Genomic DNA, 26,429 nt, shown 5'->3' on the forward strand with positions numbered 1-26,429 from the left:
TCGAGGGCGTGCCCGCCGTCTGCCGGGCCGCCGTCACAGCATCCGCAGCTCCCGCGCGCGGTGCACGGCCTCGGCGCGCCGGGTCACCGCCAGTTTGCGGTAGATGCTCTTGAGGTGGGTCTTCACCGTGTTCACGGACAGGCAGAGGTCTGCGGCGATCTCCTCCGTCGACATCATCCGCGCGACACGTGCCAGGACGTCGTGCTCGCGCGCGCTCAGCTCGACCGCGACGAGCGGCGGTGCCTGTTCCTTCTCGCCGGGCGGCGGCACGGGCCGGAGCCAGCCGGCCGCCAGGTCCCGCAGGGGCGCGGTGGCCAGGAAGGGGCGCAGCCACGCCCCGGCGTCCAGGAAGGGCCGCCGCAGCCGTTCCCGCCGGGCGTCCAGGAGTGCCTGCCCCACGAGCCTGCGGGCGAGGGCGGAGTCCCCTTCCGCGTCCGCGGCCCGCGCCTTGACCAGCACCGCCCGGACGGTCACGGCCGGTCCGGCGCGTCCATCGGTGCGCAAGGTGCCGAGCAGGTCGAGGGCGGCTTCCGGGCCGCCCGCCGCGAGTTGCAGGGTGGCCGCCTGCACGGCCCACACCGGCTGGTCGCCGGGGACCGCCGCGAGTGCCTCGGCGGCCCGGTCCGCTCGTCCCTCGGTCAGCTGGGCCGTCGCCGCCACCAGCATCTCGTGCGTCGTCGCCCAGGGGCAGGCCACGCTGGCGGTGACGGCCGGGTCCGCCGCCTCCACGGCGGCCCGCACCTTGCCCCGGGCCAGCAGCAGACGGGCTTCGACCAGGGCGCGTCCCGCCGCCACGACCGGGTCACGGCTGTCGCGGGAGAGGTGGTCCGCCCGGTCGAGCAGGTCCGCGGCCCGGTCCAGTTCGTCGCGGTCGACCGCGACGGCCGCGAGGACCAGCCGGCCGATGGCGGCGCCGGACGGCTGGGGCGCACCGGGGCGTTCGGTGTCCGGGACCGCCTCCAGGGCCTTGTGCTCGGCCCGCGCGGTCCAGCCGTTCAGGTAGTCGAGCAGGGCCAGATGCCCCATGGCCTCCTCCCGGGCGGACGCGGTGGACACTCCACCGGCCGTGCCGGCCACATCGGTGAGGACCGCACGCGCGTCCTCGAGCCGTCCGGCCCACAGCAGGGTCGAGCCGACGTGGGCCATCAGCAGGGCGTCGAACTCCGGGTGCTTGTCCAGCAGATGGGCCGGCACCTTCCGTTTCAGCCCGGCGGCCGTCTCCGCCGCCCGTTCCACGTCCGGCGGCGAACCGGCCAGCCGGGCGGCCAGGGCGTCCAGCAGGGTGCAGCTCAGCCGGGCCGCCGCGTCGTCGGGCAGGTTCCGCTCGGCCTGGCGCAGGCTGGCGCGGGCATGGTCGACGTCGTGCCGGGACAGGTCCCGGGCGGCACGCACGAGGTCGGTCGCCGGACCGTGGGCCTCCGGCTCCATGTCGGAGAAGAGCTGGGTCAGGTCGTCCGCGCCTGGACCGGTGAACAGCCGGCCGATCGCCAGGTCCTCGACGAGGGCGTCGGCGGCGAAGTCCCAGTCGCCCGCGGCGGTGCTGTGGGTGAGGGCCTCGGCGAGGCAGCCGTGACGGCGCAGCCACTCGGCGGCCCGCCGGTGCAGCTCCGGCTCCTGGCCGGGCATGCGGACCCGCAGGTGCGTGCGCAGAATGGCCCGGAACAAGGGATGCAGCTGGTACCACGCGTGCCCGAGACGCTCGACGAAGGCGTTGGCGCCGTGCAGCGAGGCCAGGATGGGCTCGGCGTCGATGCGCCCGGTGAGCGCGTCGGCCAGGTCGGGGCAGAAGCGCTCCAGGATGCTCACCCGCAGCAGGAAGTCCTGGGTCTGCGGTGTCTGCCCGTTGAGCACCTCGGCCAGCAGGAAGTCTCCTACGGTGCTGCAGTCCGCCTCGAACTCCTTCAGGTAGAGCTCGGGGTCGTGGTTCTCCTTGGCGGCCAGGGCGGACAGGCTCAGACCGGCCGCCCAGCCGCGGGTGCGGTCGACGAGGTTGCGTGCCGCCTGCACCGGCAGGTTCAGGCCGTGCAGGTGCAGCAGCGCCGCGGCCTCCTCGGGCGTGAAGGCGAGTTCGGCCGAGCGGATCTCCGTCAGGACACCGGCGGCCCGGTACCGGTGAAGCGGGAGCACGGGTTCGGTGCGGGTGACGAGCACGAGACGCAGGCCGGGGCCGGCGTGGTGCAGCACGAACTCCAACTGCTCGGCGATCCTCGTGTCGGTGACGCGGTGGTAGTCGTCGAGCACGAGGGTCACGGGCCTGTCGCGTTCGTTCAGTTCGGCGGCGAGGACCGAGAGCAGCCGGTGATCGACGTGCGCGGCGTCCGCGGGTGTGCCCACGGCGTCGGAGACCGGCGCGCCGCCCGCGCGCAGGGCTTGCAGGACGTAGGCCCAGAAGACCCCGGGCGGACTGTCCGTCCCGTCGAAGGTGAGCCAGGCGAGCGGTGTGTCCACCTCGTCGGCCCAGTCGGAGGCCAGCAGGGTCTTGCCGGATCCCGCCGGCCCGTTGATGAGGGTCAACGGTGCCCGGAGGGCCTCGCCGAGGTGATCGACGAGGCGCTGGCGCCTCAGGAAGGCGGAGGGCTTGGCGGGCCGGGCGAAGCGGGTGCGCAGGAAGGGATCGCCCAAGGGGTCGGTGTGGCTGTGCGAGAGAGCTCCGACGAAGGCGACCGCCGGATCCGGGGAATCCATGTCGATGTCGTCCACGGTGCTCATCACCCCTGTCCACCGGGCCGCAGCATGAGCAGCGCTTGCAGCTACAGCATCCCAGCCCCGGCGGTGCCGCGCACGGTGACCGTTCGGTGCGCAGGTCACCCGTCATCGGCGCCACCCGGGGACGAGGGGGGCGGGGGCACGCCGGACCGGCCGGGTCACCGTGGGGGGCGCGGGGACATCGTGGAGCGGTACCCCTCGTCCCGTGCGTACATCGACAGGTCGTCCGACGCCTCCAGGAGGTTGTCGTGCGGTACGACGCACAGGGCCCAGATGATCGAGCCCGACAGCGCGATCATCACGACCGACCAGACGGGGTACTGCGGCAGGGACAGGAAGTTGGCGATGACCACGAGCCCGGCGATGGCCACGCCCACGGCGCGGGCCCACAGCGCCGTCCTGAGCAGTCCCAGGCTCACCACCACGGCGATCACCCCGAGGGCGAGGTGGACCCAGCCCCACCCGGTGAGGTCGTACGCGAAGACGTAGTCGCGCGTGGTGACGAAGATGTCGTCCTCGGCGATGCCCGCGATGCCCCGGAAGACGTCGAGGAGGCCGACCAGGAAGAGCATCACGGCGGCGAAGGCGGTCAGCCCGCCGGCCCATTCGTCCCGCGCCCGGTGCGACGGCTGGGTGGATGTCGTGCTCATCTCACGCCTCGTTCCCGCGGTTCGGCGGCTACTGCCGTGTCTCCACCGAGCCTGAGCGCCTCCGGGGCGGGTGGCCTCACCCGGCACGGGTGAACGGACGGGGCCGCTTCGGTGACTCGCCGGTGACCGGCCGCCCCTCCCCCGGCTCGCCGCCTCCACGGGCCCGCGGCTGCCAACCCCTGTGTCGGTGCGGTCACCCGGGGGCGCTACGCTTCCCCCTCGGCACACATGATCCCCCGTTCACCGCAACGGCGGTCCGGTGCGCCCGTCGCCCGTCCCACGATCGGCACTTGGACTCCGCTACCTCATGTCTTGGTTCGAATCACTCATCCTCGGACTCGTCCAGGGGCTGACCGAGTTCCTTCCCGTCTCCTCCAGTGCGCACCTGCGCCTGACCGCGGCCTTCTCCGGCTGGGAGGACCCGGGCGCGGCCTTCACGGCGATCACGCAGATCGGCACCGAGGCCGCCGTGCTGATCTACTTCCGCAAGGACATCGGGCGGATCATCTCGGCGTGGACGCGCTCGCTCACGAACAAGGAGCTGCGCGGCGATCCGGACGCCCGGATGGGCTGGCTCGTGATCGTCGGCTCCATTCCCATCGGTGTGCTCGGCGTCACGCTGAAGGACCAGATCGAGGGACCGTTCCGCGATCTGCGGATCACCGCGACGATGCTGATCGGCATGGGCATCGTCCTGGGGGTGGCCGACCGGCTCGCGGCGCGGGACGAGAGCGGCGGCCGGCACCGCGCGCCCAAGCAGCGCAAGGCCCTGGAGGACCTGGGCGTCCGGGACGGCCTGATCTACGGTCTGTGCCAGGCCATGGCGCTCGTCCCGGGCGTCTCCCGCTCCGGCGCCACCATCAGCGGCGGCCTGTTCATGGGCTACAGGCGTGAGGCCGCGGCCCGCTACTCCTTCCTCCTCGCCATCCCCGCCGTCCTCGCCTCCGGCGTGTTCGAGCTGAAGGACGCCACGGAGGGCGGGCACATCTCCTGGGGGCCGACGATCTTCGCCACGATCATCGCCTTCGGCGTCGGCTACGCGGTCATCGCCTGGTTCATGAAGTTCATCTCGACCAAGAGCTTCATGCCCTTCGTCTACTACCGCATCGCCCTCGGCATCCTCATCATCGCCCTGGTCGGCATGGGTGTCCTCAGCCCGCACGCGGGTGAGCCGGCGCACTGACCCGACCGCGTGACCGGACCGTGTGACCCCGGTCTCGTGACCAACCGCATATCGATCCCGTAGCCGTCCGGTAGCGGCCTGTCAGGGGCTGCCCCTAGGCTGGGCGGCATGTCCCCCGATTCCCTGACCCCTGGTTCCGTGCGGCCCGCTGCCCAGGTCAACGAGGAGATCCGTGCGCTGTGGCGGCGCACGGGCGGCACCCTGTCCGCCGAGGAGCGCGCGGAGTACGAGCTGCTGGTCGTCGAATGGGCCACCGCCGTCCGCGCCCACGTCGTCAGGGCGGCCTGACCCCACCGCGTGCGGGGTGCTCAGGCACGCAGCGGCGCCAGCACCTCCGCGTCCACCTCGAACGGCCGCTCCTCGGGCAACAGCCGGGCGGCCGCGGCCAGTTCACCGGCCTTCACCCGGGCGTGCACCTCCGTGGCGAGCGGCGTGACGTCCTCGATCCCGACGATCCACTCGTCGGCGTACCGGGCCGCGGCCTCCCCCGCCAGTCCCAGTTGCAGCGAGCGGTGGGGCAGGGCGGCCAGCCTCAGGTCACGCTCCGGGTCCCACTGCACCCGGGCCGGCGCCTGCCTCAACCGCCGCGCGTAGTCCGCCCGGTCCCCGTGCAGCGCGGGCACGTGATGGGTGAGGCACGCGTGCCGCAGCGCCCAGCAGAAGCCCTCCCGGCTGATCTCGACGGCCAGGACGGTCTCCTGCCCCTCCTTGGTGCCCCAGCCGCAGCGGTACATCATCCACAGGAACGAGGGCTTGATCCAGGTCATGCGGTCCCGCTTCCACGACGACGGGAAGCGGCCCGTGCGGGCCGCGGGGCCGCCGATCTCCGGACGGTAGGCCTGGTAGACGGTGAGCGTGGAGTCGGTCTGGCGGGCACGTATCCGGTGGCGCGGTTCTCTTCGGTCGTTCACGCAGGACAGGCTGGCCCCGGCGGCCCGGCCGGGGCCACCGAATATCGCGCGGCGTCCGCCCGCCGCCCCCCTCGTCCGGCACAAGGGTGGCGTTTCCCGGGCGGCCGAGGGCGCCTGCGCCCACCCGGCCCGGCGTCCTGTGTCCTGTGTCCTGTGCCCTAGATCGTCCGCGGGGCGCACACTGGAGGCAGCACGGGGTAGGAGGCGCCCATGAAGACGCTCGGCCACTGGCTCGCCTCCCCCTGGCGGCGTTCGGCCGCCGCGGCGCTCGCGGGCGCCCTGCCCGTCCTGGCCTTCCCCGCCCCGGCCCTGTGGTGGTGGGCGTACGCCGCCCTGGTGCCCTGGCTTCTGCTGCTGCGCACCGCGCCGACGGGCAGGCGGGCGGCCTACGACGGCTGGTGCGGCGGCTTCGGGTTCATGCTGGCCATGCACCACTGGCTGCTGCCGAGCCTGCATGTGTTCACCTTCGTCATCGCCGCCCTGCTCGGCGCCCTGTGGGCCCCGTGGGGGTGGCTCGTGCGCCGTCTGCTGGGCGGCGTGCCCTCGCGCGCCCGGGTCGCGACGGCGCTGCTGGTGCTGCCCTCGGGCTGGCTGGCGGTCGAGCTGGTGCGCTCCTGGCAGGGGCTCGGCGGCCCCTGGGGCATGCTCGGCAGCAGCCAGTGGCAGGTGCAGCCGGCGCTGCGTCTCGCCTCGGTGGGCGGAGTGTGGCTGCTGAGCTTCCTGCTCGTGGGGCTGAACGTGGCCCTCGCCGTCCTCGTCGCGGTCCCCCGGGCGCGGGTGCCCGCCGTGGCCGGGCTGGTCGCCACGGCCGCCGCCACCTCGGCCGCCTGGGCCTTCGCGCCGCGTCCGGCGGTCGACGGCCGGGTGCGGATCGCCGTCGTCCAGCCCGGGGTCGTCGCCGGGGCGGACAGCGCCGACCGCCGCTTCGCGCGTGAGGAGCAGCTCACGCGGCGGCTCGCCGGGCAGGACGTCGACCTGGTCGTCTGGGGCGAGAGCAGCGTGGGCTTCGACCTCGACGACCGGCCCGGCCTGGCGCGGCGGCTGGCCGCCCTGTCCCGCGCGACGGGCGCCGACATCCTGGTCAACGTCGACGCCCGCCGCTCGGACAAGCCCGGCATCTACAAGAGTTCGGTCCTGGTCGGGCCGGACGGCCTCACGGGGCAGCGCTACGACAAGATGCGGCTCGTGCCGTTCGGCGAGTACGTCCCGGCCCGCTCGATGCTCGGCTGGGCCACCTCCGTCGGCAAGGCGGCGGGCGAGGACCGCAGGCGCGGCTCGCAGCCGGTCGTGATGAGCATCGGCGACGGGCTGCGCGTCGGGCCGATGGTGTGCTTCGAGACCGCCTTCCCGGACATGACCCGCCACCTCGCCCGGGAGGGCGTCGACGTGCTGGTCGGCCAGTCGTCGACCTCCACGTTCCAGCACAGCTGGGCCCCCGCGCAGCACGCCTCCCTGGCCGCCCTGCGGGCCGCCGAGACCGGCCGGCCCATGGTGCACGCGACCCTCACGGGCGTCTCGGCCGTCCACGGCCCTGACGGACGCCCCGCCGGATCGCGGCTCGGGACGGACGCCTCCGCGGTCCTGCGCTACTCCGTGCCCCTCGCGCACGGGACGACGCCCTACGTGCGCTTCGGCGACTGGACCGTGTACGCGGCCCTGCTGATCCTCGGCGTCTGGGTCGTCGGGGAGGGGACGCGGACCGTGCGGCTCAGGCGGTCGGCCCCTGGATCGCCCGTACCACCCGTTCGCACAGCTCATGGGTCTGCAGCGCGTCCCTCGCGCTGAGCACCCGGCCCGCCCCGACCGCGTCCAGGAACGCCAGCACCGCCTGCTCGATCCCGCGCTGCCGGGCGACCGGTACCCAGTCCCCGCGCCGCCGCACGGTCGGCTGCCCCTTGTGGTCGACGACCTCGGCCAGATTGACGACCTGCCGTTTGGTGTCCTGCCCGGACACCTCCAGGACCTCCTCGGCGGAGCCGCTGAGCCGGTTCATCACGCCGAGCGCGGTGAAGCCGTCCCCGGCGAGCTGGAGCACCACGTGGTGCAGCAGCCCGTCGCGGACGCGGGCCCGCACCGTGACGTCGTCGACCTCGCCCGGCACGAGGAACCGCAGTGTGTCGACGACGTGGATGAAGTCGTCGAGGATCATCGTGCGCGGTTCCTCCGGCAGCCCGACGCGATTCTTCTGCATCAGGATCAGCTCGCGCGGATGGTCGGCGCACTGGGTGTAGCCGGGGGCGTGGCGGCGGTTGAAGCCGACGGCCAGGCTCACGCCCCGCTCCTCGGCCAGCTCCACCAGCCGGGTGGAGTCGGCGAGTTCGTAGGCGAGCGGCTTGTCGACGTAGGTCGGGACGCCGGCCTCCAGCAGCCGCGTCACGATCTCCGGGTGGGCGTGTGTGGGCGCGTGCACGAAGGCCGCGTCGAGGCCCTCGGCGATCAGGGAGTCGAGGGTGGTGTGCCGCCGCTCCCCCGGTACACGCAGTTCGTCGCCGACCCGGTCGAGCGTGGCGGGCGTGCGGGTCTGCAGGTGCAGTTCCAGGCCCGCCCGGAAGGCGAGGACCGGAAGGTAGGCCTTGCGCGCGATGTCACCGAGTCCGATGCAGCCGACCTTCACGGGACGCGTCTCCTCCAACGGTTGTCTGCCGGGTCTGCTCGGAAGCATACGGCGGCCGCGGCGGCACCCAGTCGGCGATGCCGTCGAAGCTGCGCACGAACAGGGCGGGCCCGGCGAGCGACAGCAGGCTCATGGCCGTGTCGCGCACGGCGAGACCGGCCCGGCTGCTCATCAGGCTGAGCCGGGACGCCTTGACGGCCTGGCGGGCGATGGCGGTCGTCCGGGGGCGCCGGGCGGCGGTGTAGGCGGCGAGGTCGTCGCAGTGGTGGGCGAGCACCACGGCGTCCTCCACGGCCTGGTTGCCGCCCTGGCCGAGACTCGGCGGCATGGCGTGCGCGGCGTCGCCGAGCAGCGCCACCCGGCCCCGGTGATAGGCGGGCAGGGGCTCGGCGATGTGGTGGACGTCGTGGCGCAGGACGTCCTCGGGGCGGACCGCGGCCAGCACGGCGGGGATCGGGTCGTGCCAGTCGCCGAACAGGCGCAGCAGTTCCGCCTTCTCGTCGTCCCGGGCCCGTCCGCCGGCGGGGGTGGTGGCCCCGGCGTAGGCGTAGACACGGCCGTCCTTCAGCGGGTGGCTCCCCCACAGACGGCCGGGGCCCCAGGTCTCGTGCGAGGCGAACCGGGCACCGGGCACGGGGATCAGCACCCGCCAGGTCGTCCAGCCCGCGTAGACGGCGCCCGGGTGGTGCGGGAAGAGCGTCCCGCGCACGGCGGACCTGATCCCGTCCGCGCCGACCACCAGGTCGGCCTCGTGCTCGCCGTCCGCGGTCGCCACGCGGGCCGGCCGGTCCGGGCCGCCGCAATCGGTGAGGGTCGCCGCGGCGTCCGTCCGGACGGACCCGGCCGGGAGCAGGGCGGCCAGGCGCTCGATCAGGGTGGCGCGGGGCAGCAGCACGAGCGGACCGCCGAAGCGCCGGGCGGCCGCCTCGGCGGAGGTGCGGGACAGCCACCGTCCCTTCGGGGTGCGCAGGCCCCCGTCACCGGACCAGGCCGCGAGGTCGCGGACTTCGTCGCCCAGCCCGATGACGTCCAGTGCGCGCAGGGCGTTGGGCGCGAGGGAGATCGCGGCGCCGACCGGCTCCAGCGACCGGGCGCGCTCCAGCACGGTGACGTGCAGGCCGCGCCGGTGCAGGGCGACCGCGGCCGTCAGCCCTCCGATGCCGCCCCCGACCACGACGGCCCGCCTCGGCTGTGTCATGACTCCTCCAAAGGTGACTACACCTGTAGTGACAACACCGAGGCTACTACAGGTGTAGTCATGCGGGTAGCGTGGGGCCATGCCCGCACGCACTCCCGCCTCCTCGCGCACCGCCGTCTCCGCGCGCTCCGACCTGGTCGCCGACACCGCCCTCGCCCTGCTCGCCGAGCGCGGGATGCGCGGACTGACCCACCGGGCGGTCGACGAGACGGCCGGGCTCCCCCAGGGCTCCACGTCGAACCTGGCGCGCACCCGGCAGGCCCTGCTGGAGCTGGCGGTGCGGCGACTGGCGGACCGCGAGGCGAAGGTGCTGGCCCTGCACGAGATGCCCGACCCGGCGTCCGGGCCGCACGCCATGGCCGACGCGCTGGCACTCGCCGCCCACCGCGCGCTCACCGACCACAAGGCCCTGACCCTGGCCCGCTACGAACTGGCCCTGGAGGCCACGCGCCGACCCGAGCTGCGCACCTTCTTCGACGCCACCGGCGCCCGCTTCCGGGACCAGCTGACCGCCCTGGTCACCGCGATGGGCTCGACGGACCCGGACCGGCACGCGCTGTCGCTGATCGCCTGGGCGGACGGGCTGATGTTCAGCTGCGTGGCCGGCTCGTTCGGCGCCCGGGTGCCGAGCCTGGAGGAGGTGCGGGCCGGGGTGCGCGAGCTGCTGACCGGCATGCTGGGCGCCTGAAAACCACGTGTGCCGTACGGGCGCCTGGGACAGGATGCCTGCATGACCGACGAACGACGCATGCCCGGGACCACCGCCGACGAACGCACCATGCTGGAGGGCTGGCTTGACTTCCACCGGCAGACCCTCGCCTGGAAGTGCGAGGGCCTGAGCGACGAGCAGCTGCGGTCCGCCTCCGTGGAGCCCTCGAACCTCTCCCTGCTGGGCCTGGTCCGGCACATGGCGGACGTGGAGCGCAGCTGGTTCCGGCGCGTGCTGGCGGACGAGGACGCGCCCCCGCTCTTCTTCAGCGAGGCGGACCCGGACGGCGAGTTCCACCTGACCGAGGCGGACACCTGGGAGCGGACCCGGGAGGTCTGGCAGGCGGAGATCGAGGCCGCCCGGGCCAACGCGGCCCGGTTCGCCCTGGACGACCTCACCGAGGGCAAGCACCGGCGCACCGGGGAGCGGTTCAACCTGCGCTGGCTGTACACCCACATGATCGAGGAGTACGCGCGGCACAACGGCCACGCCGACCTGATCCGCGAACGCATCGACGGCGCCACCGGCGACTGACGCCCCCGTCGCTCGCGGCCTACGGGGGCGCGGGAGATCACTCGTGCGGGGCATCCTGCGCCGGTCCGCCGCCCCACCGGGGTAGCCGGGCGCCAGAGTTGCGCGGGTGCACCGAAACACGACCGCAGCGACGCTCCTGCTGACCGTGGCCGCCGCGGCCCTCGCCGGCTGTACGACGGTCGGGCAGCCACCCGTCCCGGGGCCTTCGGCGCCGCCGCCGCCCTCGGCGCCGGGGCCGGAGCCGGAGGGACGCTCGCAGGCTCCGTCCGTCCAGGCTCCGGCGCGCGGGGTCCTGCAACGCATCGACGAATCCGACGGGCCGGAAGCAGCCGCGGCGCCGACCCGCGCGGCACCGCCGCCTCCTGCTGCGGCGCCGGACCGCGTGCGCCCGCCCCGGGGTGCTCCGGCTCCGCGTCCCCGCCCGGAGCGGCCCGGAACGGGCGCACGCGGCCCCCAGCGTCCGCGCACCGGCGCCCCGGACGTCCCGGGGACGGCGGGGCGGGAGGTCCGCGAGCAGGTGCCGGGCGGCTCGGACGTCTGCGCCCTGGGCCGGCGCTACGGGGGCTGGCGCGCGGACAGCCCGGAGGCGACGATCTGCCGGGACACGTACGGCGGCTGACGTCGTCTAGGGCCGCTGGCGCGGCGGCCTCCGGCTGCCCGGGCCGTCCTCGCCGAGCCGCCGCTCCAGCCGGGCGATGGCCGCCCACACCCCGTCGCCGTAACGGTCGTCCGCGAGGGCGACCGCCGCTTCCCTGGCACGAGCCAGGTGGGCCCGGGCGGCGTCGTACCGGCCGAGTCCCAGGTAGTCGTCGGCCAGGTTCAGGTGCAGGGACGGACGGAAGGCGCGTACCGCGAGGCCGTCCGACCGGGCGGACGGCCCCTCGGCGACCTCCTGCGCGGCCGACAACGCCCGCAGGTCCCAGGCGAGTTCGTCGGCCGGGTCGTCCTGCGTGTCGGCCAGGTAGTGGGCGAGGGTGCAGCGGTGCAGCGGGTCCCCCTGCGGGCCGATCTCCGCCCACAGGTCGAGGAACCGGTGCCGCGCCTCCTCCCGGTCGCCCGCGTGGTGCAGCATGACGGCCTGCCCGATCCGGGTCGGCACGGCGTCCGGCACCGTCCGTCCCTGTCGTTCCGCCACGGCACCCTCCGCGCACTCGCCGGCTGTTCCCGCCGACGCTAACCGCAGGCGGGGGCGATCCGGCTCAGGCGGCTCCGGACGCACCGGGGTGCATCCCCGGGGAGCCGCCGTGCGCGCGGGGCACTCAGCCCAGGTCGGGGATCGTCCAGTCGATCGGCGGGTGCCCCTGGGCGGCGACCGCTTCGTTGATCTGTGTGAAGGGGCGCGAGCCGAAGAACTTCTTCGCCGACAGCGGCGAGGGGTGCGCCCCCTTGACCACCACGTGCCGGGACTCGTCGATCAGGGGCAGCTTCTTCTGCGCGTAGTTGCCCCACAGCACGAACACCGCCGGGTCGGGACGCTCGGCCACCGCGCGGATCACCGCGTCCGTGAACCGCTCCCAGCCCCGGCCCTTGTGCGAGTTGGCCTCGCCGGCGCGGACCGTGAGCACCGCGTTGAGCAGCAGCACGCCCTGCCGCGCCCACGGCATCAGATAGCCGTTGTCCGGGACGGGGGTGCCCAGCTCCTGGTGCATCTCCTTGTAGATGTTGCGCAGGGACGGCGGGATCCGCACCCCGGGCCGGACCGAGAAGCACAGCCCGTGGCCCTGGCCCTCGCCGTGGTAGGGGTCCTGGCCGAGGACCAGGACCTTGACCTCCTCGTACGGCGTGGCGTCCAGCGCCGCGAAGACCTCCTCGCGGGGCGGGTAGACGGGACCGTTCGCCCGCTCCTCCTCGACGAACTCCGTCAGCTCCTTGAAGTAGGGCTGCTGCAGTTCGTCGCCCAGAACCCCGCGCCAGGACTCGGGCAGCATGGCGATGTCGGTCACGTCAACGTCCTATCGATGTGCGGTCACTTGCCGCTTCCAGAACCTACCGGCGACCACTGACAACGCGCCCCGCGGGCGTGGGGAGGGGGCGGTCACCAGGCGGTCTTGCGGTGCAGCTCCCACATCGTCATGATCGTCGACGGGTCCAGGGCCCGTTCCGCGCCCGAGACGTCCCTGCTGGCCGCCACGTACTGCCGGCCCTGCCACAGCGGCAGCAGCCGTGCGTCGTCGACGAGGATCTGCTGGGCCGCCTCGAACTCCTTCACCACGTTCGCGCGGTCGCTCTCGCGGCGCGAGCGGGGCAGCAGGTCACCGGTGATCTCGGGCGCCGGGTAGGGCGTGCCGAGGGCGTTCTGCTCACCCACGAACGGCGCGATGAAGTTCTCGGCGTCCGGGAAGTCGGGGAACCAGCCGCGGCCGAAGACCGGGTACTCGCCCTTCTGGTAGCCCTCGACGTAGGTCTTCCAGGGGCGGCTCTTGAGGGTGATCGTGAACAGGCCGGAGCCGTCGAGCTGGCGCTTGAGCTCCTTGAACTCGGCGGCGGTCTCGGAGCCGTAGCGGTCGCTGGTGTACCAGAAGGTGAGCGGGACGCGCTGGTTGATGCCCGCCTCGCCGAGGATCTTGCGGGCCTTGGCGATGTCGGGGTCGCCGTAGTCGTCGAAGAAGCCCGTGGTGTGGCCCGCGAGACCCTTGGGGACCATCGAGTACAGCGGGTCGACGGTGTCCTTGTAGACCTTGTGGGCGATCGCCGCGCGGTCGACGACCTGGGCGATCGCCTGGCGCACGGCCTTCTTCTCGGCCCAGGGGTCCTTCGGGTTGAACACCAGGTAGCTGATGTCCGTGCCGGTGCCCTCGACGAGCTGGATCTCCTCCTCCTTGGCGCTCTGCAGGTCGACGACGTCACCGGCGGCCAGACCGCGGTACGTCACGTCGATCTTCTTGTCGCGCAGGGCCTCGACCATGGTGCCGGAGTCCTGGAAGTAGCGGACGGTCACGGCGTTGTTGCGGCGCTCGGCGAAGCCCTTGTAGGAGTCGTTGCGGGCGAGGACGGCCTCCTGGCCCTCGTCGTAGGAGTCCAGGGTGTACGGCCCGGAGCCGACGATGTCGTCGCCCTTGCGCAGGCTGTTCTGCGGGTAGGCCTTCGGCGACACGATCGACATCGCCGGGGTGGCGAGCACGAACGGGAAGGTCGCGTCGGGCTTGTTGAGGTGGAAGACCACCTCGCGGTCGTTGGGCGCCTGGACCCGTTCGAGGCTGCCCAGCAGACCGGCCGGACCGCCGTTGACGTTGATCCGGCGGATGCGGTCGAAGGAGTACTTGACGGCCTGGGCGTCCAAAGCGTCCCCGTTGGAGAACGTCAGGCCCTCGCGCAGTTCGCAGCGGTAGACCTGGTTCGAGGAGTCGCTGAACCCGCACTGCTCGGCGGCGTCCGGCTGGGGCTCGGTCGCGCCGGTGGGGTAGCTCAGCAGCGTCTGGTAGATGTTGCGGAACAGCTCCCAGGAACTGTCCCAGGACGCAGCGGGATCGAGCGTGCTGGGGGCGCTGGTGGTGCCCACGACGATGGGTCCTTCGTCCTCCGGTGCGTCGGACGACAGCACCCCGCATCCGGCGACCAGGGACGATATGGACGCGATGGCCGCCACCCGCCGCAGGCATCGGTTCCGGTTGAACACGCGCACGCTCCTCGATCTGCCATACCAAGGGTCGGCAGACCATACCGCAGTGCCGCGCCCGCTGACCCTCCTCGGAACACTGCTTCTTGATCGGTAAACCTATGACGACGTTGTCAGTCCGTTTTGCGCCTGTTCCACGGCTGGTTCACGTCCCCCGCACAAGGGGTACGGGCGCCCCCCGCGGTGGAGGGGCGCCCGTGCCGGACCGTGGACGAGGCCGGATCAGCCGGTGCCGGCGTTGAGGAAGATGCCGCCGTCCACCACGAGCGTCTGGCCGGTGACCCAGTCAGACTGCTCGGAGGTGAGGAACGCCGCGGCGCCCCCGATGTCGGAGGGCACGCCGAGCCGCCCGAGCGGGTAGGCCCCGGCGGCCTCCTCCTCGCGCCCCTCGTACAGGGCCTGGGCGAACTTGGTCTTCACGACGGCCGGAGCGATGGCGTTGACCCGCACCCCGGGGGCGAACTCGTGCGCCAGCTGCACCGTCAGGTTGATCATCGCCGCCTTGCTGACGCCGTACGCGCCGATGAAGGGGGAGGGCGACAGGCCCGCGACGGAGGCGATGTTGACGATCGCGCCGCCGTTGTCCTTCTGCCAGGCGTGCCAGGTGCGCTGGGCGAAGCCGAGGGCGGAGACGACGTTGGTCTCGAAGACCTTGCGGGCGACGTTCAGGTCGAGGTCGGCGATCGGGCCGAACACCGGGTTGGTCCCGGCGTTGTTGACGAGGAAGTCGACCCGGCCGAAGGCCTCCATCGTGCGCTCGACGGCGACGGCCTGGTGGGCCTCGTCGTGCGCCTTGCCGGCGACATAGATCGCGCGGTCGGCGCCGAGCTGCTCGACGGCCTCCTTCAGGGCGTCCTCGTTGCGGCCCGTGATGCAGACGCGGTCGCCGCGGGCGACCAGGGCCTCGGCGACGCCGTAGCCGATGCCGCGGCTGGCGCCCGTGACGAGGGCGACCTTGCCGGAGAGTTCCGTGGAAGTCATGTTCTCGGTCCTTTAGTCGAGCGGTCCGCCGGCCACGTACAGCACCTGGCCGGAGACGAACCCGGCGGCCTCGCCCGTGAAGAAGGCGATGGCGTTGGCGATGTCCTCGGGCTCACCGACGCGGGCCACCGGGATCTGGGTGGCGGCGGCCGCCTTGAAGTCCTCGAAGCCCATGCCGACCCGCTCGGCGGTGGCCTTGGTCATCTCGGTGGCGATGAAGCCGGGGGCGACGGCGTTGGCGGTGACGCCGAACTTGCCGAGCTCCTTGGCGAGCGTCTTGGTGAAGCCCTGCAGACCGGCCTTGGCCGCCGAGTAGTTCACCTGGCCGCGGTTGCCCAGCGCCGAGGACGACGACAGGTTGACGATGCGGCCGAAGCCCGCGTCCACCATGTGCTTCTGACACGCCTTGGCCATCAGGAAGGCACCGCGCAGGTGCACGTTCATGACGGTGTCCCAGTCGGAGACGCTCATCTTGAACAGCAGGTTGTCGCGCAGCACGCCCGCGTTGTTGACCAGGATCGTCGGCGCGCCGAGCTCCTCGGCGATCCGGGCGACGGCGGCCTCGACCTGGGCCTCGTCGGAGACGTCACAGCCGACCGCGAGGGCCCTGCCCCCGGCGGCGGTGATCTTCTCGACGGTGTCCTTGCAGGCGGCCTCGTCGAGGTCGAGGACGGCGACCGCGCGCCCCTCGGCGGCCAGTCGTACGGCGGCGGCGGCACCGATCCCGCGCGCTGCACCGGTGACGACGGCGACCCGCTGCTCAGTGGTGGACATGACTGGTTTCTCCTCAGGTGAGCGACCGCTTAGTACCTTCAGTGGATGTGACGCTAGAAGCCCTGGCACGCGGTGTCAACGGCCGGACCGGCCATGTGATCCATCCCCCGTGGCCCGCACGTCGGCGGCGGGTGCGCAAACACCCGATCGGCCCAGGGCCGCGGGCCGCCCCCGCCGGTCGCCCCTAGCGTCGAAGGGGCCACCCGTGGCCCGAAAGGAGACGCCCCATGCGCCGTCGCACCGGTGTTCTCGGCACGCTGCTGGCGATCGCCGCGATCGCGTCACCCGCCGTCCCCGCACACGCCCAGACCGACCGGGACTGCCGGGACTTCGCCTTCCAGGAGGACGCGCAGGCCGTCTTCGACGCGGACCGCAGCGACCCGAACCGGCTCGACGAGGACCAGGGCCCCGACGACGGCATCGCGTGCGAGGCACTGCCGCGCCGGGGCGGGACGGGCATCATCGACCCCGTCACCCCGCCGGCCACCCCCGCGCCGGCCACCTCCCGGCCGGTCACTCCGACGCCGGCGACGTCCCGGCCGGTCACTCCGACACCGGTGACCTCCCGGCCGGTCACCCCCACCGCCACCGCCGCACCGTCGCAGGGCGTGCGCGGTGGGCTCGGGGGCACCGCGCACGCCGGTCCGAGCGGCTGGGAGATCGGTGTCGGCCTGGCCTTCGCCGGCGGCGCCACGGTCGTGGCCGGGTACCTGCTGCGGCGCCGGCGGGCCTGACGGGCCCGGCCGGCCCTCACTTCACCAGCAGGTCCAGCAGCCGCGCGAGTTCCGCCGCCGGGTCCCGGGTGAGGCCCGTGTGCACGGGGCCCGGCTGGACGATCGTCGAGCGGGGGGCGACCAGCCAGCGGAAGCGGCGGCCGGGGTCGTCGGCCGCCGCCTGACCGGCCGCGGCACCGCCGGTGCAGACGCCCTCGACGGCCGCGAGGGCCGCGCGGACACCGGCGACGTCCGCCTCGGGGTCGAGAGCCAGCAGGCGCGCCTCGTCGAGGTGGGTGAGCGCGCCGACGTAGCCGGCGGCGCGGCAGTAGACGAGGACGCCCGCGTTGATGCACTCGCCGCGTTCGACCCGCGGGACGACGCGCAGCAGGGCGTACTCGTAGACCTGGCGGTCGCGCGGGCCGCCCCTGATGATGTGCCGGTCGGTCACGTGAGCCCCTGGATGCGGTCGTGGATGACGGGCGCCCGGGCGAGCAGCGGCCGCGCGTAGGCCTGCCGCAGCTCGTCCGGCGTGCCGAAGCCGGGCTCGTCGGCGAGCCAGGCCCCGGGGATCTGCGCGGTGACGTCGGCGAGCAGTTCCTCGGTGACCTGCGGCGCCAACTCGGCGGCGGCCGCGGCGACATCGGGGGCGAACCGCGCGAGCGCGTGGTCGGAGGCGTCGTACGGGCGGGCCGCGGAGGCCTCCACGCCGGGCCAGTTGTGGTGCCAGATCATGGTCGCGCCGTGGTCGACGAGCCACAGTTCGCCGTGCCACATCAGCAGGTTGGGGTTGCGCCAGGACCGGTCGACGTTGTTGACGAGCGCGTCGAACCAGACGACGCGCCCGGCCTCGCGCGGGTCCACGCGGAACGCCAGCGGGTCGAAGCCGAGCGCGCCGGACAGGAAGTCCATGCCGAGATTGGTGCCGCCGCTGGACCTGAGCAGGCTCTGCACCTCCTGGTCGGGTTCCCCGAGCCCCAGGTCCGCGTCGAGGTCGACGGTGACCAGGCGCGGGACCCTCAGGCCCAGCCGTCGCGCCAGTTCCCCGCAGACGACCTCCGCGACGAGCGTCTTGCGCCCCTGTCCCGCGCCGGTGAACTTCAGCACGTAGCGGCCGAGGTCGTCTGCCTCGACCAGGCCCGGCAGCGAACCGCCCTCGCGCAGGGGCGCGATGAACCGGGTCGCGATCACTTCCTTGAGCATCGCCCCAGGTTACTGACGCGGGAGCGGGCAGCGGCGGCGGCCTCGCGGTGCCGGGCCGGAACCCGACAGCGAACCGACAGCTTGCCTTTACCCGCGCCCTGCCGCCCGCGGGCCAGGATTTCGGTGGTCTCTGAACAGCCGGTCCCCGAGGGCCGTACCTCTGCGCAGATCACGAATCCCCGGAAGGAACGTCAGCATGACCAGCGAATCAGTTCAGCCGGTGCCGGGCCCGAACCGCCGTGCCGTCGTGGCGGCGGCCGGTGCGGCGGGGCTCGCCGTGGCGCTGACGGCGTGCGGCTCGGACGACAAGGCGTCCGGTCCGTCGACCGGACAGGGCGCGGCGGACGGCGGCGCGACGAGCGAGGGCGGCGGCGCGTCGGCCGGGGGCGGCGCGGCGCTCGCCAAGACCTCCGACATCCCCGAGGGCGGCGGCAAGATCTTCAAGGACGAGAAGGTCGTGGTGTCCCAGCCGGCGGCGGGCGACTACAAGGCGTTCTCGACGATCTGCACCCACCGCAACTGCCCGATGGTGGATCTCGAGGGCGACACCATCTCCTGCACCTGCCACGGCAGTCGGTTCTCGGTCCTGGACGGCAGCGTGCAGAAGGGCCCGGCGGTCGACCCGCTTCCGGCCAGGAAGGTCACCGTGGACGGCGACTCGATCAGGCTGGCCTGAGCCCGCCGGCTTTCCTTGCCTGCCCGGCGATCGTCGCGGGAGCGCCCGCACGCGGCGTTCCCGCGACGATCCGCCGCGCCCCGGCGTGCCACTCCGCGCGGGCGCCCCTTGCCCCCGGACGAACCGGCACCCATCCTTCTCCGACGTGATGGCAGAGGATCACCTCTGCCACGACGCGGGAGAAAGAGGGGGAACATGACCGCCACACAGCAGCGCCGGGGCCGGAAGATCATGATGACGCCGGGCGAGCTGGACGCGTTCCTCACCGCACAGCGCACCTGCCGGGTCGCCACGGTGTCGGCGGACGGCGCTCCGCACGTGAGCACGCTGTGGTTCGCCTGGGACGGCACGTCGATCTGGCTGTACTCGGTGGTGCGCAGCAAGCGGTGGGCGGATCTGCGCCGCGATCCGCGCGTGGCGATCGTGGTCGACACGGGCGAGGAGTACGACGAACTGCGCGGGGCGGAGCTCTCGGGCACCGTCGAGTTCGTGGGCGAGATCCCGCGCACGGGTGAGCTGTGCGCGGAACTCGACGTGCCCGAGACGCTGTTCGCGCGGAAGAACTTCGGGCTGGAGGAGATGCCCCACGACGGCCGGCACGCCTGGCTGCGGCTGACCCCGGCCAAGATCGTGTCCTGGGACTTCCGCAAGCTCGGCGTGCACTAGCACCCGGCCGGCCGGGCGACTCCCTCCCCCGCCGCGCGCAGCGCCGACACGGCCGCCCGGATCGACGGGCGGCGGTCGGCGTCCGCGCGCCAGACGACGTAGACGTGTCGCCGCACGCGCTGCTTGAGGGGGGCGGTGACGACCCCGTCGGGCACGGGGTGGCGGCCCAGCAGGGGGGCGATGCACACGCCGAGTCCGGCGGCGACCAGGGCGAGTTGGGTGTGGTGCTCGGCGGCGCGGTGGCCGACGATCGGCTCGACGCCCTTGGAGCGGAGCGTGAACATCAGCCACTCGTGGCAGAACTCGCCCTCGCCCCAGGTGATCCACTCGTCGTCGGCGAACTCGGCGAGGTCCACCTCCGCCCGCCCGGCGAGCGGGTGGGCCGCCGGCATGGCGACCTCGGCCGGGTCGTCCAGGATCGACGCCTTGACCAGTCCGTCGGGCAGCGCCATCGGCTTGTTGTACCAGTCGAGGACCACGGCGAGGTCGAGGTCGCCGCGCACCACCCCGGCGATGCCCTGCTCAGGTTCCAGCTCGCGCGAGCGCAGCCGCAGCGCGGGGTGCTGCTCGCGCAGCGCGGACAGGGCGTGCGGGAACAGTCCGCGCGCGGCGGTGGGGAAGGCGGCCAGCCTCAGTTCGCCGACGACCTGCCCGCGCTGTGCCTCCAGGTCGGACTGGGCGAGTTCGACCTGGGAGAGGATGCGCGCGGCGTGCTCGGCGAGCAGCCGGCCCGCGTCGGTGAGCCGCACGCCCCGGCCGTTCTTGGCGAGCAGTTGCTGGCCGACCTCCCGCTCCAGCTTCGCCATCTGCTGCGAGACGGCGGACGTCGTGATGTGCAGCCCTTCGGCGGCGCCGCTGACCGAGCCGTGACGGGCGAGGGCGTCGAGGGTCCGCAGGCGCTCCAGGTTCAACATGTAAGGGATGCTACGCAATATCGCGTGCGAATTCTCGCTTGTGCTACGAAGACGTTGTGCCGCAAGGTGACGGTCATGAGCACCGTGACCACCACCGGCCGGGTCGCCGCGACCCCGTCCCCCCTGCCCTCCCGGCCCCGCCTCGACTGGCGGCTGCGCTTCGCCGCCCTGTCCTTGATCTGGGGCTTCAGCTTCCTGCTCATCAAGGTGGGCACCGGGGGGTTCGCACCGTTCCAGGTGACCTTCGGACGGCTGGTGTTCGGTACGGCGGTGCTGGCCGCGGCGATGGTGGTGCGCCGCGAGCGGCTGCCGCGCGGCGCGCGCACCTGGGCGCATCTGGCGGTCGCCGCGTTCCTGCTGAACGCCCTGCCGTTCTCCCTGTTCGCGTACGCCGAGCTGACCATCCCGTCGACCCTGGCGGGCATCTGCAACGCGACCTCGCCGCTGTGGGGCATGGCGCTGTCGCTGGTCGCCCTGTCGGAGGACCGCCCGACCCGGGTCCGGGTGGCGGGGCTCGGCCTCGGGTTCCTGGGCGTGCTGACCGTGCTCGGGGCGTGGCAGGGCTTCCACGGCCTGGACGCCACCGGCACGGCACTGGCCCTGCTGGGCTCCCTCAGCTACCCGGTGGGCTGGATCTACGTCCGGCGCACCCTGGCGGGCACGGGCCACTCGCACCTGTCGATGACCGGCGCACAGCTGCTCCTGGCCACGATCCAGCTGGCCGTCGTGACGCCGCTGTTCACGACCCTGCCCAGCGGCCTGCCCGTCGTGCCGCTGCTGGCGGTCGCCGCCCTGGGCGCCCTGGGCACGGGCCTGGCCGTGCTGCTCCAATACGGCCTGGTCGCCGAGGTCGGCCCCACGACCGCGCAGATGGTCACCTACTTCATCCCGGTCATCGCCACGGCCGCCGGTGTCGCCGTCCTGGGTGAGTCCCTGAGCTGGTCGACCCCGGTCGGCGCGGTGGTCGTATTGGTGGGGGCGGCCCTGACGCAGGTGCGCCCCCGGCCCCGGCCTCAGACGTAGCCGCGCGCGGGGGCGGGGCGGAGCGCGGAGGCGACGGCGTCGGCGAGGGCCTGCGTGTCGGCCTCGCCGAGCGTCGAGACGGTGATGCGGATCCCGGGCGGAGCGCTCAGCCGGAAGCGGGCGCCGGGGGACACGGCCCAGCCGGCGTGCAGCAGCCGGGCGACGGCCCCGGTCTCGTCCGGCACGGGCACCCACACGTTCATGCCGCTGCGGCCGTGCGCCGTGACGCCGCGCCGCGCGAGCGCCGTGATGAGCGCGTCCCGCCGCCGCCCGTACGCCGCCGCCACCCCGGCCGTTTCCACGGCGCCGTCGGCCCACAGCCGCACCAGGGCCCGCTGCGTCAGCAGGCTGACCCAGCCCGGCCCGAGCTGCTGCCGGCCGCGGACCCGGTCGAGGGTCACCCGGTCGCCGGTGAGCAAGGCGAGCCGCAGGTCCGGCCCGAAGGCCTTGGCGGCCGAGCGGATGAACGCCCAGTGCCGGGTGGCGCCGGCCAGCGGGTGCAGGGGCAGGTCGACGATGCCGTGGCCGTGGTCGTCCTCGATCAGCAGCACCTCCGGGTGCTCGCGCAGCACCGCCCGCAGGGCACGCGCCCGTGCGGCGCCCACCGCGGCACCGGTCGGGTTCTGCGCCCGGTCGGTGACGATCAGCGCGCGTGCCCCCGCCGCGAGGGCCCGGCGCACGTCCTCGGGCCGCGGTCCGTCGTCGTCGACCCCGACGGGGGCGGTGCGCAGGCCCAGGGCCGGGACGAGGTCGAAGGTGCGCCCCCAGCCCGGGTCCTCGACGGCGACCGTGTCCCCCGGCTTGAGGTGCGCCGCCAGCACCCGCTCCACCCCGTCGAGCGCCCCGGAGACCACGGCGAGCGGCCCCTCCGGCACGCCGTCGGCGTCGAGCCCCGCCCGCGCGGCCCGGGCCAGATCGGGGTCCACCGGATCGTCGTCGTACAGCACGGGAGCCCGGTCGCCCTGGGCGGCCGCCGCCGCGAAGGCGCCCGCGAGCGGCGGCAGCAGCGCCGGATCCGGGTTGCCGCCGGCCACGTCCCGCACTCCGTCGGGCACCTCGACCCGGATGTGGTCCCGCCCGGTCGTGGCCGGCACGGGACGCACCCGGCTGCCGCGCCGGCCCGCGGTCTCGATGACCCCGCGCTCCCGCAGGGTCCGGTACGCGGCCGCGACCGTGTTCGGGTTCACTCCGAGCTGCTGGGCCAACTCCCGCATGGGCGGGAGCACTTCACCCGGTCGCAGTTCTCCGTCGCCCACGGCCCGCTCGATGCTCGCCGAGATGTCCGCTGCGCGCCGCCCGCTGATCCGATACTCTCCTAGCACAAAGCCGATTATGCACTAGTGCAATGGAGAGCGCCATGCAGGGGCCCGCGCAGACGCCGCAGACCGACACCGCCTACCCCCGGACCGAGCGCACCGTCCCCACGCGCTCCGCGGAACGGGCCTCCTACGACAAGGAATTCGTGCACGCGATACTCGACGAGGCCTACGTCTGCCATCTGGGCTTCGTCCGGGACGGCGCGCCGGTCGTCCTGCCCACGCTGTACGCCCGGGTCGGCGAGCGGCTCTACGTGCACGGCTCCACGGGCTCGCGCCCGCTGCGGGCGGCCGGCCAGGCGGACCCGGGCCTGCCGGTGTGCCTGACGGTCACCCACGTCGACGGCCTGGTCCTGGCGCGTTCGGCCTTCCACCACTCCATCAACTACCGCTCGGTGGTGGTGCACGGCGTCGCGTACGACGTGACGGACCCGCAGGAGAAGCGCGAGGCGCTGGACGCCCTGGTCGACCACGTCGTCGCCGGGCGCTCCGCCGACTCGCGCCCGGCGAACAAGAAGGAGCTGGCCGCCACGGCGGTGATCCGCCTCGACCTCCACGAGGTGTCCGCCAAGCTCCGCACCGGTGGGGTGAACGACGAGCCGGAGGACCTGGCCCTCCCCCACTGGGCCGGGGTCGTCCCGGTGCGCCCGACCTACGGCGCCCCGCTCCCCGACCCGGATCTCGCCCCCGGCACCGCGCTGCCCGGCTACCTGCGGACCCTGTGACGCCGATCCGCCCGCGGCCCCTGCCCTCCCGCCCGGGCATGGCAAGCCGACGAGCCCTCACGCGGCCGCCCGGCTCCATGGCCACCCGGCGCGGTCGGCGGTCGGCGGTCGGCGGTCGGCGGTAGCGACGAACCACAAGGCCGGGTGCTCGCGGGGATCCGCGCCCTGCGTCGCGCAGGGACGAACGCGCACCGGCCGGGTTCCTCCCGCGGGCCGCGAGCCCGGCCCAGATGCGGGAGCGGATCGCCGCGGGCCTCTCGGCCCGCGGCGGCCCGGGGTGACCGCCCGGGCGCGGAAGCGCCTCCGCTGCCGGTGGGAGCTCCGAGCCCCGCGCCTCAGCCGAGCGGCACGGGTGCCCTCTCCGGGCGGGTGCCCCGCGCCTCCGCGACCGCGAGACCGGTGACCGATCCGAGCATCAGCAGGGTCCCGGCCACCGTGGCGCCCGTGAGGTGCTCACCGAGCAGCAGGACGGCCAGCGCGGCGGCGCTCACCGGTTCCAGCAGCATGATCACCGACACGGTGGCGGACCGGACGACGGCCGCGCCCGCGAAGTACAGACCGTAGGCGAGGGCCGTCGGCACGGCGGCGACGTACACCAGCAGGAGCAGCAGCCGGCCCGGCGCGTCGGTGTGCGGAACCAGCCCTTCCAGCGAGGCGAAGGGCAGCAGGCACAGGCTCGTCACGGCGAACGCCCCGACGGTCGTCCGGGCGGAATCGGCCCCGCCGTCGCGGCCCCAGCGGCGGGTGAGCAGCGTCATCGCGCTGTACCCGGCCGCCGACAGCAGCGCGAGCAGCACCCCGGACGGGCGCACGGTCGCGCCGCCACCGCCCAGGACGAGCACCGCCAGGCCAGCGAGGGCGCCGGCGACGGCGGCGGTGCCGCCGCGGCCGAGCCGTTCCCCCAGGGTCAGCCGCGCGCCGAGGGCGATCAGCACCGGCCCGGCGCCGAGGGTGACCACGGTGGCCATGGCCAGTCCCGTGGCGGAGACGGCGGCGAAGTAGGCCGTCTGGAAGACGGCGAGCCCGAGCCCGGTGACGCCGGACCGCGTGACTCTGCGGCCGAGGGGTTCGCGCACGGGTGCCGGGCCGGTGCGCGGCCGCAGCGCGCGGACGGCGAGGAGGACGGCCAGTCCGGCGGCGCAGCGCCAGAAGGAGAGGGCGACGGGCCCCATGTCACTGGCCCGGTAGACCAGGGAGGCCGCCGCGCCCGCGGTGCCCCAGGCGGCACCGGCGACGATCAGGTAGAGGAGGCCTCGCCCCACGGGCAGGCCGGTAGCGGTGTTCGACACGTGTTCTCTCCGCAGAGCGCACGGCACGCCGTCATGACGGAGGGCGGCGGTGCGCGGAAGTTGGGAAGGGGCCCCGGGTCGATGGACCGGCGGGGTCCGCGGACTTCGTCTGCGGGCAGCACCGTTCAGCGCGGCGGCGAGAGCGCCGGGCGCGGTTTCCGGAGGGCCCGCCTCAGGCGGCCGGAGGCGGGAGAACGAGTGCGTCGGAAGGCATGATCGACACCCTATGCGCTGCTTCCGCGCCGGGACAATTCCCTTTCCGGACCACCCCGGGCCACCGGCTGCTCCGCTCCCTTCGCGGGCGCGGAGGACTGCGCGATGAACGCCCCCACCAGCACGATCACACCACCGGCGATCTGCGGGGCGGACAGGTGCTCGCCCAGCAGCACCCAGGCCAGGACGGTGGCGATGACCGCCTCCAGGCAGGCCACCACCCCGGCGACCTGCGGCGAGAGCCGCCGTACGGAGATCACGCCGGTGACGTACGCGACGACCGTGGCGACCAGGACGATCCAGGCCAGCAGGGCGAGCGCGGCGACGGGTGTGCCGTCCATGTGCGCGGTGCCCGTGAGCACCGACCAGTCCATGCTCCAGGGCCGGGCGACCACGGTGAGGACGGCCGCGCCGACCAGCAGCCCGTAGGCGATGACGCCGAGCGGGTCGGGCGTCTCCTCACCGGCGTCGCTGCCCTGGTCGGACAGGACGAAGTAGCCGACCTGGCAGCAGGCGGCACCGAGGGCGAGCAGCAGGCCCAGGACGTCGAAGCGCAGACCCGACCACACCTCGACGACGCAGGCGAGGCCGCCGACCGCGAGGACGACGCCGACCGCGGCGGCACGGGTCACGGGCCGCCGCTGGACGAAGCGCACCCAGCCCAGCACGAGCGCGGGCGCCAGGTACTCGATGAGCAGCGCGACCCCGACGGGGATCCGCGACAGGGCCGCGAAGTAGCAGGCCTGGACGCCGGCCACCGCCAGCAGGCCGAACCCGGCGAGCAGCCCGGGGCGCCGGCGCAGCAGGGCCCGGTGCCGCACGGCGAGCGGCAGCATCACCAGGGCCGCCCCGGCGACCCGGAGCCACACCACGTGCAGCGGGTCGAGGCCCGCCTCGATCAGCGGCTTGGCCGCGACACCGGACCCGCCGAAGGCCACCGCGGAGCCGAGCGCGAGGCTGAGCCCCACTCCCCTGCCGCGTCCGCTCGCGCTGCTGTCAGTCGTACGCACCGGCACATGATGACAGGCCCCGACAGGAGCGTCACCCCTTATGACACCTGTCTCATACCGTGGACGACCGGAGCGCGGCTGCTCAGCGGCCGGTCTCGCCGCACTCCTCCGTGGCGCCGGGCCGGTCCCCGATCAGGGGGCACACCTCGCGCGGGTCGATCCCGGCCCGCCGGACCACCTCGACCGCACGCGCCTGGGGGTCGGCCAGCAGCGCGGCCAGCAGATCGATGCCGCGGGCCTGTCCGCCCCGCGCGGCGGCCCGCTCCCGGGCCTCCTCCAGCGACGCGGACGCGAGCGGCGAGAAGCCCGTCGCTCCGGGCGCCGCGGGCAGGGCGCCCGAGTCCTCGACCCGGCCCTGCCAGCGCAGTCCGTAGCCGATGCTGCGCTGGACGAGGTAGCCGAGCAGCCGCGCGATCCGCGGCCCGTCGCCGAAGGCGGCTCGCACGGCGGGGTCGGACTCCAGCAGGGAGTGCAGCAGATGGGCCGTGTCGACCTGCCGGTCCCCGCCCCGGACCGCCCGGCGGCGGGCTCCGCCGATCACGGGGGCCAGTGCGTCACCGGGTTCGGCATCGTTGTCGGAGCGCCGGGCATCGGGCTCCCGGGCCGACTGCCGGGGGATCGGGGGTTGCGGGGATTGCACACCTCCACCCCATCACCCCCGCCCGCCCGGGTCATCCCCGGCGGGAACCATCTCCGCGTCCCACGGGGAGTGGACGCGGCCGGCCCAGATCTCCTCCTTGCGGAGGACATCAGACCGGCTCCCTCGCCTCCCGGTACGAGGGGCGGCCGGCGGAACCGGGCCCGC

The 26,429-nt window shown here is 73.9% G+C and carries 28 protein-coding genes; 11 read left to right on the plus strand and 17 right to left on the minus strand.

The window, feature by feature from the left end:
• Positions 1–33 precede the first annotated feature (33 nt).
• Positions 34–2,685, minus strand: coding sequence for a LuxR C-terminal-related transcriptional regulator (locus ACH4C6_RS13170; protein WP_398108728.1), 2,652 nt, complete (start codon positions 2,683–2,685; stop codon positions 34–36).
• A gap of 179 nt (positions 2,686–2,864) precedes the next feature.
• Entirely contained in the window at positions 2,865–3,356 is a 492-nt protein-coding gene (locus ACH4C6_RS13175) for a hypothetical protein (protein ID WP_398108646.1), read from the minus strand.
• 307 nt (positions 3,357–3,663) lie between these two features.
• On the opposite strand from ACH4C6_RS13175, the gene ACH4C6_RS13180 reads away from it, so the two are divergent.
• Positions 3,664–4,539 (plus strand): undecaprenyl-diphosphate phosphatase, encoded by an 876-nt coding sequence (locus tag ACH4C6_RS13180; protein ID WP_398108647.1) that lies wholly within the window; start codon positions 3,664–3,666, stop codon positions 4,537–4,539.
• Positions 4,540–4,647: 108 nt separating this feature from the next.
• The gene (locus ACH4C6_RS13185) at positions 4,648–4,827 is read left to right on the plus strand and encodes a hypothetical protein (protein ID WP_398108648.1); all 180 of its coding nucleotides are present in this window, start codon (positions 4,648–4,650) and stop codon (positions 4,825–4,827) included.
• Positions 4,828–4,847: 20 nt separating this feature from the next.
• Here ACH4C6_RS13185 and ACH4C6_RS13190 read toward each other — a convergent pair whose 3' ends face one another.
• The gene (locus ACH4C6_RS13190; RefSeq protein WP_398108649.1) at positions 4,848–5,450 is read right to left on the minus strand and encodes a DUF4291 domain-containing protein; all 603 of its coding nucleotides are present in this window, start codon (positions 5,448–5,450) and stop codon (positions 4,848–4,850) included.
• Between the two features lie 210 nt (positions 5,451–5,660).
• On the opposite strand from ACH4C6_RS13190, the gene lnt reads away from it, so the two are divergent.
• Positions 5,661–7,235 (plus strand): apolipoprotein N-acyltransferase, encoded by a 1,575-nt coding sequence (gene lnt, locus ACH4C6_RS13195; protein WP_398108650.1) that lies wholly within the window; start codon positions 5,661–5,663, stop codon positions 7,233–7,235.
• Here the strand turns inward: lnt and ACH4C6_RS13200 are convergent.
• Positions 7,159–8,064, minus strand: a complete 906-nt coding sequence (locus ACH4C6_RS13200; RefSeq protein WP_398108651.1) for a Gfo/Idh/MocA family protein — start codon at positions 8,062–8,064, stop codon at positions 7,159–7,161. The two genes, lnt and ACH4C6_RS13200, sit on opposite strands and share 77 nt — an antisense overlap.
• Positions 8,036–9,262, minus strand: a complete 1,227-nt coding sequence (locus ACH4C6_RS13205; RefSeq protein WP_398108652.1) for an FAD-dependent monooxygenase — start codon at positions 9,260–9,262, stop codon at positions 8,036–8,038. The genes ACH4C6_RS13200 and ACH4C6_RS13205 overlap by 29 nt, the downstream gene beginning before the upstream one ends.
• A 79-nt stretch (positions 9,263–9,341) precedes the next feature.
• On the opposite strand from ACH4C6_RS13205, the gene ACH4C6_RS13210 reads away from it, so the two are divergent.
• From ACH4C6_RS13210 to ACH4C6_RS13220, 3 genes are all read left to right on the plus strand, one after another.
• Positions 9,342–9,950, plus strand: coding sequence for a TetR/AcrR family transcriptional regulator (locus ACH4C6_RS13210; protein WP_398108653.1), 609 nt, complete (start codon positions 9,342–9,344; stop codon positions 9,948–9,950).
• Between the two features lie 42 nt (positions 9,951–9,992).
• Complete coding sequence (locus ACH4C6_RS13215; protein WP_398108654.1) at positions 9,993–10,505, plus strand: DinB family protein; 513 nt, start codon at positions 9,993–9,995, stop codon at positions 10,503–10,505.
• 106 nt (positions 10,506–10,611) lie between these two features.
• Positions 10,612–11,124 (plus strand): hypothetical protein, encoded by a 513-nt coding sequence (locus ACH4C6_RS13220; protein WP_398108655.1) that lies wholly within the window; start codon positions 10,612–10,614, stop codon positions 11,122–11,124.
• Between the two features lie 6 nt (positions 11,125–11,130).
• Here ACH4C6_RS13220 and ACH4C6_RS13225 read toward each other — a convergent pair whose 3' ends face one another.
• The 5 genes from ACH4C6_RS13225 to fabG all read right to left on the minus strand — a co-directional run bounded on the left by ACH4C6_RS13225 (position 11,131) and on the right by fabG (position 15,876).
• On the minus strand, positions 11,131–11,640 hold the full coding sequence (locus ACH4C6_RS13225; protein WP_398108656.1) for a hypothetical protein: 510 nt from the start codon (positions 11,638–11,640) through the stop codon (positions 11,131–11,133).
• Positions 11,641–11,764: 124 nt separating this feature from the next.
• Entirely contained in the window at positions 11,765–12,448 is a 684-nt protein-coding gene (gene ung, locus ACH4C6_RS13230) for a uracil-DNA glycosylase (protein WP_398108657.1), read from the minus strand.
• 92 nt (positions 12,449–12,540) lie between these two features.
• On the minus strand, positions 12,541–14,121 hold the full coding sequence (locus tag ACH4C6_RS13235; protein WP_398108658.1) for an ABC transporter substrate-binding protein: 1,581 nt from the start codon (positions 14,119–14,121) through the stop codon (positions 12,541–12,543).
• A 222-nt stretch (positions 14,122–14,343) separates the two neighbouring features.
• Positions 14,344–15,102 carry an SDR family oxidoreductase gene (locus ACH4C6_RS13240; RefSeq protein ID WP_398108659.1) on the minus strand — a complete coding sequence of 253 codons (759 nt, stop codon included), beginning with the start codon at positions 15,100–15,102 and terminating at the stop codon, positions 14,344–14,346.
• 12 nt (positions 15,103–15,114) lie between these two features.
• On the minus strand, positions 15,115–15,876 hold the full coding sequence (gene fabG / locus ACH4C6_RS13245) for a 3-oxoacyl-ACP reductase FabG (RefSeq protein ID WP_398108660.1): 762 nt from the start codon (positions 15,874–15,876) through the stop codon (positions 15,115–15,117).
• A 227-nt stretch (positions 15,877–16,103) separates the two neighbouring features.
• Between fabG and ACH4C6_RS13250 the strand changes: the two genes are divergently transcribed.
• Positions 16,104–16,610, plus strand: coding sequence for an excalibur calcium-binding protein (locus tag ACH4C6_RS13250; RefSeq protein WP_398108661.1), 507 nt, complete (start codon positions 16,104–16,106; stop codon positions 16,608–16,610).
• A 16-nt stretch (positions 16,611–16,626) separates the two neighbouring features.
• Here the strand turns inward: ACH4C6_RS13250 and ACH4C6_RS13255 are convergent, their stop codons facing one another.
• On the minus strand, positions 16,627–17,040 hold the full coding sequence (locus ACH4C6_RS13255; RefSeq protein ID WP_398108662.1) for a DUF3037 domain-containing protein: 414 nt from the start codon (positions 17,038–17,040) through the stop codon (positions 16,627–16,629).
• Entirely contained in the window at positions 17,037–17,792 is a 756-nt protein-coding gene (locus ACH4C6_RS13260) for a HipA family kinase (RefSeq protein WP_398108663.1), read from the minus strand. Before ACH4C6_RS13260 ends, ACH4C6_RS13255 begins: the two co-directional genes overlap by 4 nt.
• Before the next feature lie 196 nt (positions 17,793–17,988).
• On the opposite strand from ACH4C6_RS13260, the gene ACH4C6_RS13265 reads away from it, so the two are divergent.
• Positions 17,989–18,468, plus strand: a complete 480-nt coding sequence (locus ACH4C6_RS13265) for a Rieske (2Fe-2S) protein (protein ID WP_398108664.1) — start codon at positions 17,989–17,991, stop codon at positions 18,466–18,468.
• Positions 18,469–18,663: 195 nt separating this feature from the next.
• Positions 18,664–19,134, plus strand: a complete 471-nt coding sequence (locus ACH4C6_RS13270) for a pyridoxamine 5'-phosphate oxidase family protein (protein WP_398108665.1) — start codon at positions 18,664–18,666, stop codon at positions 19,132–19,134.
• Here ACH4C6_RS13270 and ACH4C6_RS13275 read toward each other — a convergent pair.
• Entirely contained in the window at positions 19,131–20,048 is a 918-nt protein-coding gene (locus ACH4C6_RS13275; RefSeq protein WP_398108666.1) for a LysR family transcriptional regulator, read from the minus strand. The two genes, ACH4C6_RS13270 and ACH4C6_RS13275, sit on opposite strands and share 4 nt — an antisense overlap.
• Positions 20,049–20,123: 75 nt before the next feature.
• Between ACH4C6_RS13275 and ACH4C6_RS13280 the strand changes: the two genes are divergently transcribed.
• Positions 20,124–21,071 carry a DMT family transporter gene (locus tag ACH4C6_RS13280; RefSeq protein WP_398108667.1) on the plus strand — a complete coding sequence of 316 codons (948 nt, stop codon included), beginning with the start codon at positions 20,124–20,126 and terminating at the stop codon, positions 21,069–21,071.
• On the opposite strand, the gene ACH4C6_RS13285 is transcribed toward ACH4C6_RS13280, so the two are convergent.
• Positions 21,062–22,393 carry an aminotransferase class I/II-fold pyridoxal phosphate-dependent enzyme gene (locus ACH4C6_RS13285; protein ID WP_398108668.1) on the minus strand — a complete coding sequence of 444 codons (1,332 nt, stop codon included), beginning with the start codon at positions 22,391–22,393 and terminating at the stop codon, positions 21,062–21,064. The genes ACH4C6_RS13280 and ACH4C6_RS13285 overlap by 10 nt on opposite strands.
• A 35-nt stretch (positions 22,394–22,428) precedes the next feature.
• Here ACH4C6_RS13285 and ACH4C6_RS13290 point away from each other — a divergent pair, with 35 nt between their 5' ends.
• The gene (locus ACH4C6_RS13290; protein WP_398108669.1) at positions 22,429–23,112 is read left to right on the plus strand and encodes a pyridoxamine 5'-phosphate oxidase family protein; all 684 of its coding nucleotides are present in this window, start codon (positions 22,429–22,431) and stop codon (positions 23,110–23,112) included.
• 335 nt (positions 23,113–23,447) lie between these two features.
• Here ACH4C6_RS13290 and ACH4C6_RS13295 read toward each other — a convergent pair whose 3' ends face one another.
• The 3 genes from ACH4C6_RS13295 to ACH4C6_RS13305 all read right to left on the minus strand — a co-directional run bounded on the left by ACH4C6_RS13295 (position 23,448) and on the right by ACH4C6_RS13305 (position 26,264).
• Complete coding sequence (locus ACH4C6_RS13295; protein ID WP_398108670.1) at positions 23,448–24,401, minus strand: DMT family transporter; 954 nt, start codon at positions 24,399–24,401, stop codon at positions 23,448–23,450.
• A 224-nt stretch (positions 24,402–24,625) separates the two neighbouring features.
• Positions 24,626–25,630, minus strand: coding sequence for an EamA family transporter (locus tag ACH4C6_RS13300; protein ID WP_398108671.1), 1,005 nt, complete (start codon positions 25,628–25,630; stop codon positions 24,626–24,628).
• Between the two features lie 76 nt (positions 25,631–25,706).
• Positions 25,707–26,264 carry a Clp protease N-terminal domain-containing protein gene (locus ACH4C6_RS13305; protein ID WP_398108672.1) on the minus strand — a complete coding sequence of 186 codons (558 nt, stop codon included), beginning with the start codon at positions 26,262–26,264 and terminating at the stop codon, positions 25,707–25,709.
• Between the last annotated feature and the right edge of the window lie 165 nt (positions 26,265–26,429).

The organism is Streptomyces sp. NPDC017943 (assembly GCF_044328425.1).
Lineage (GTDB): Bacteria > Actinomycetota > Actinomycetes > Streptomycetales > Streptomycetaceae > Streptomyces > Streptomyces djakartensis_A.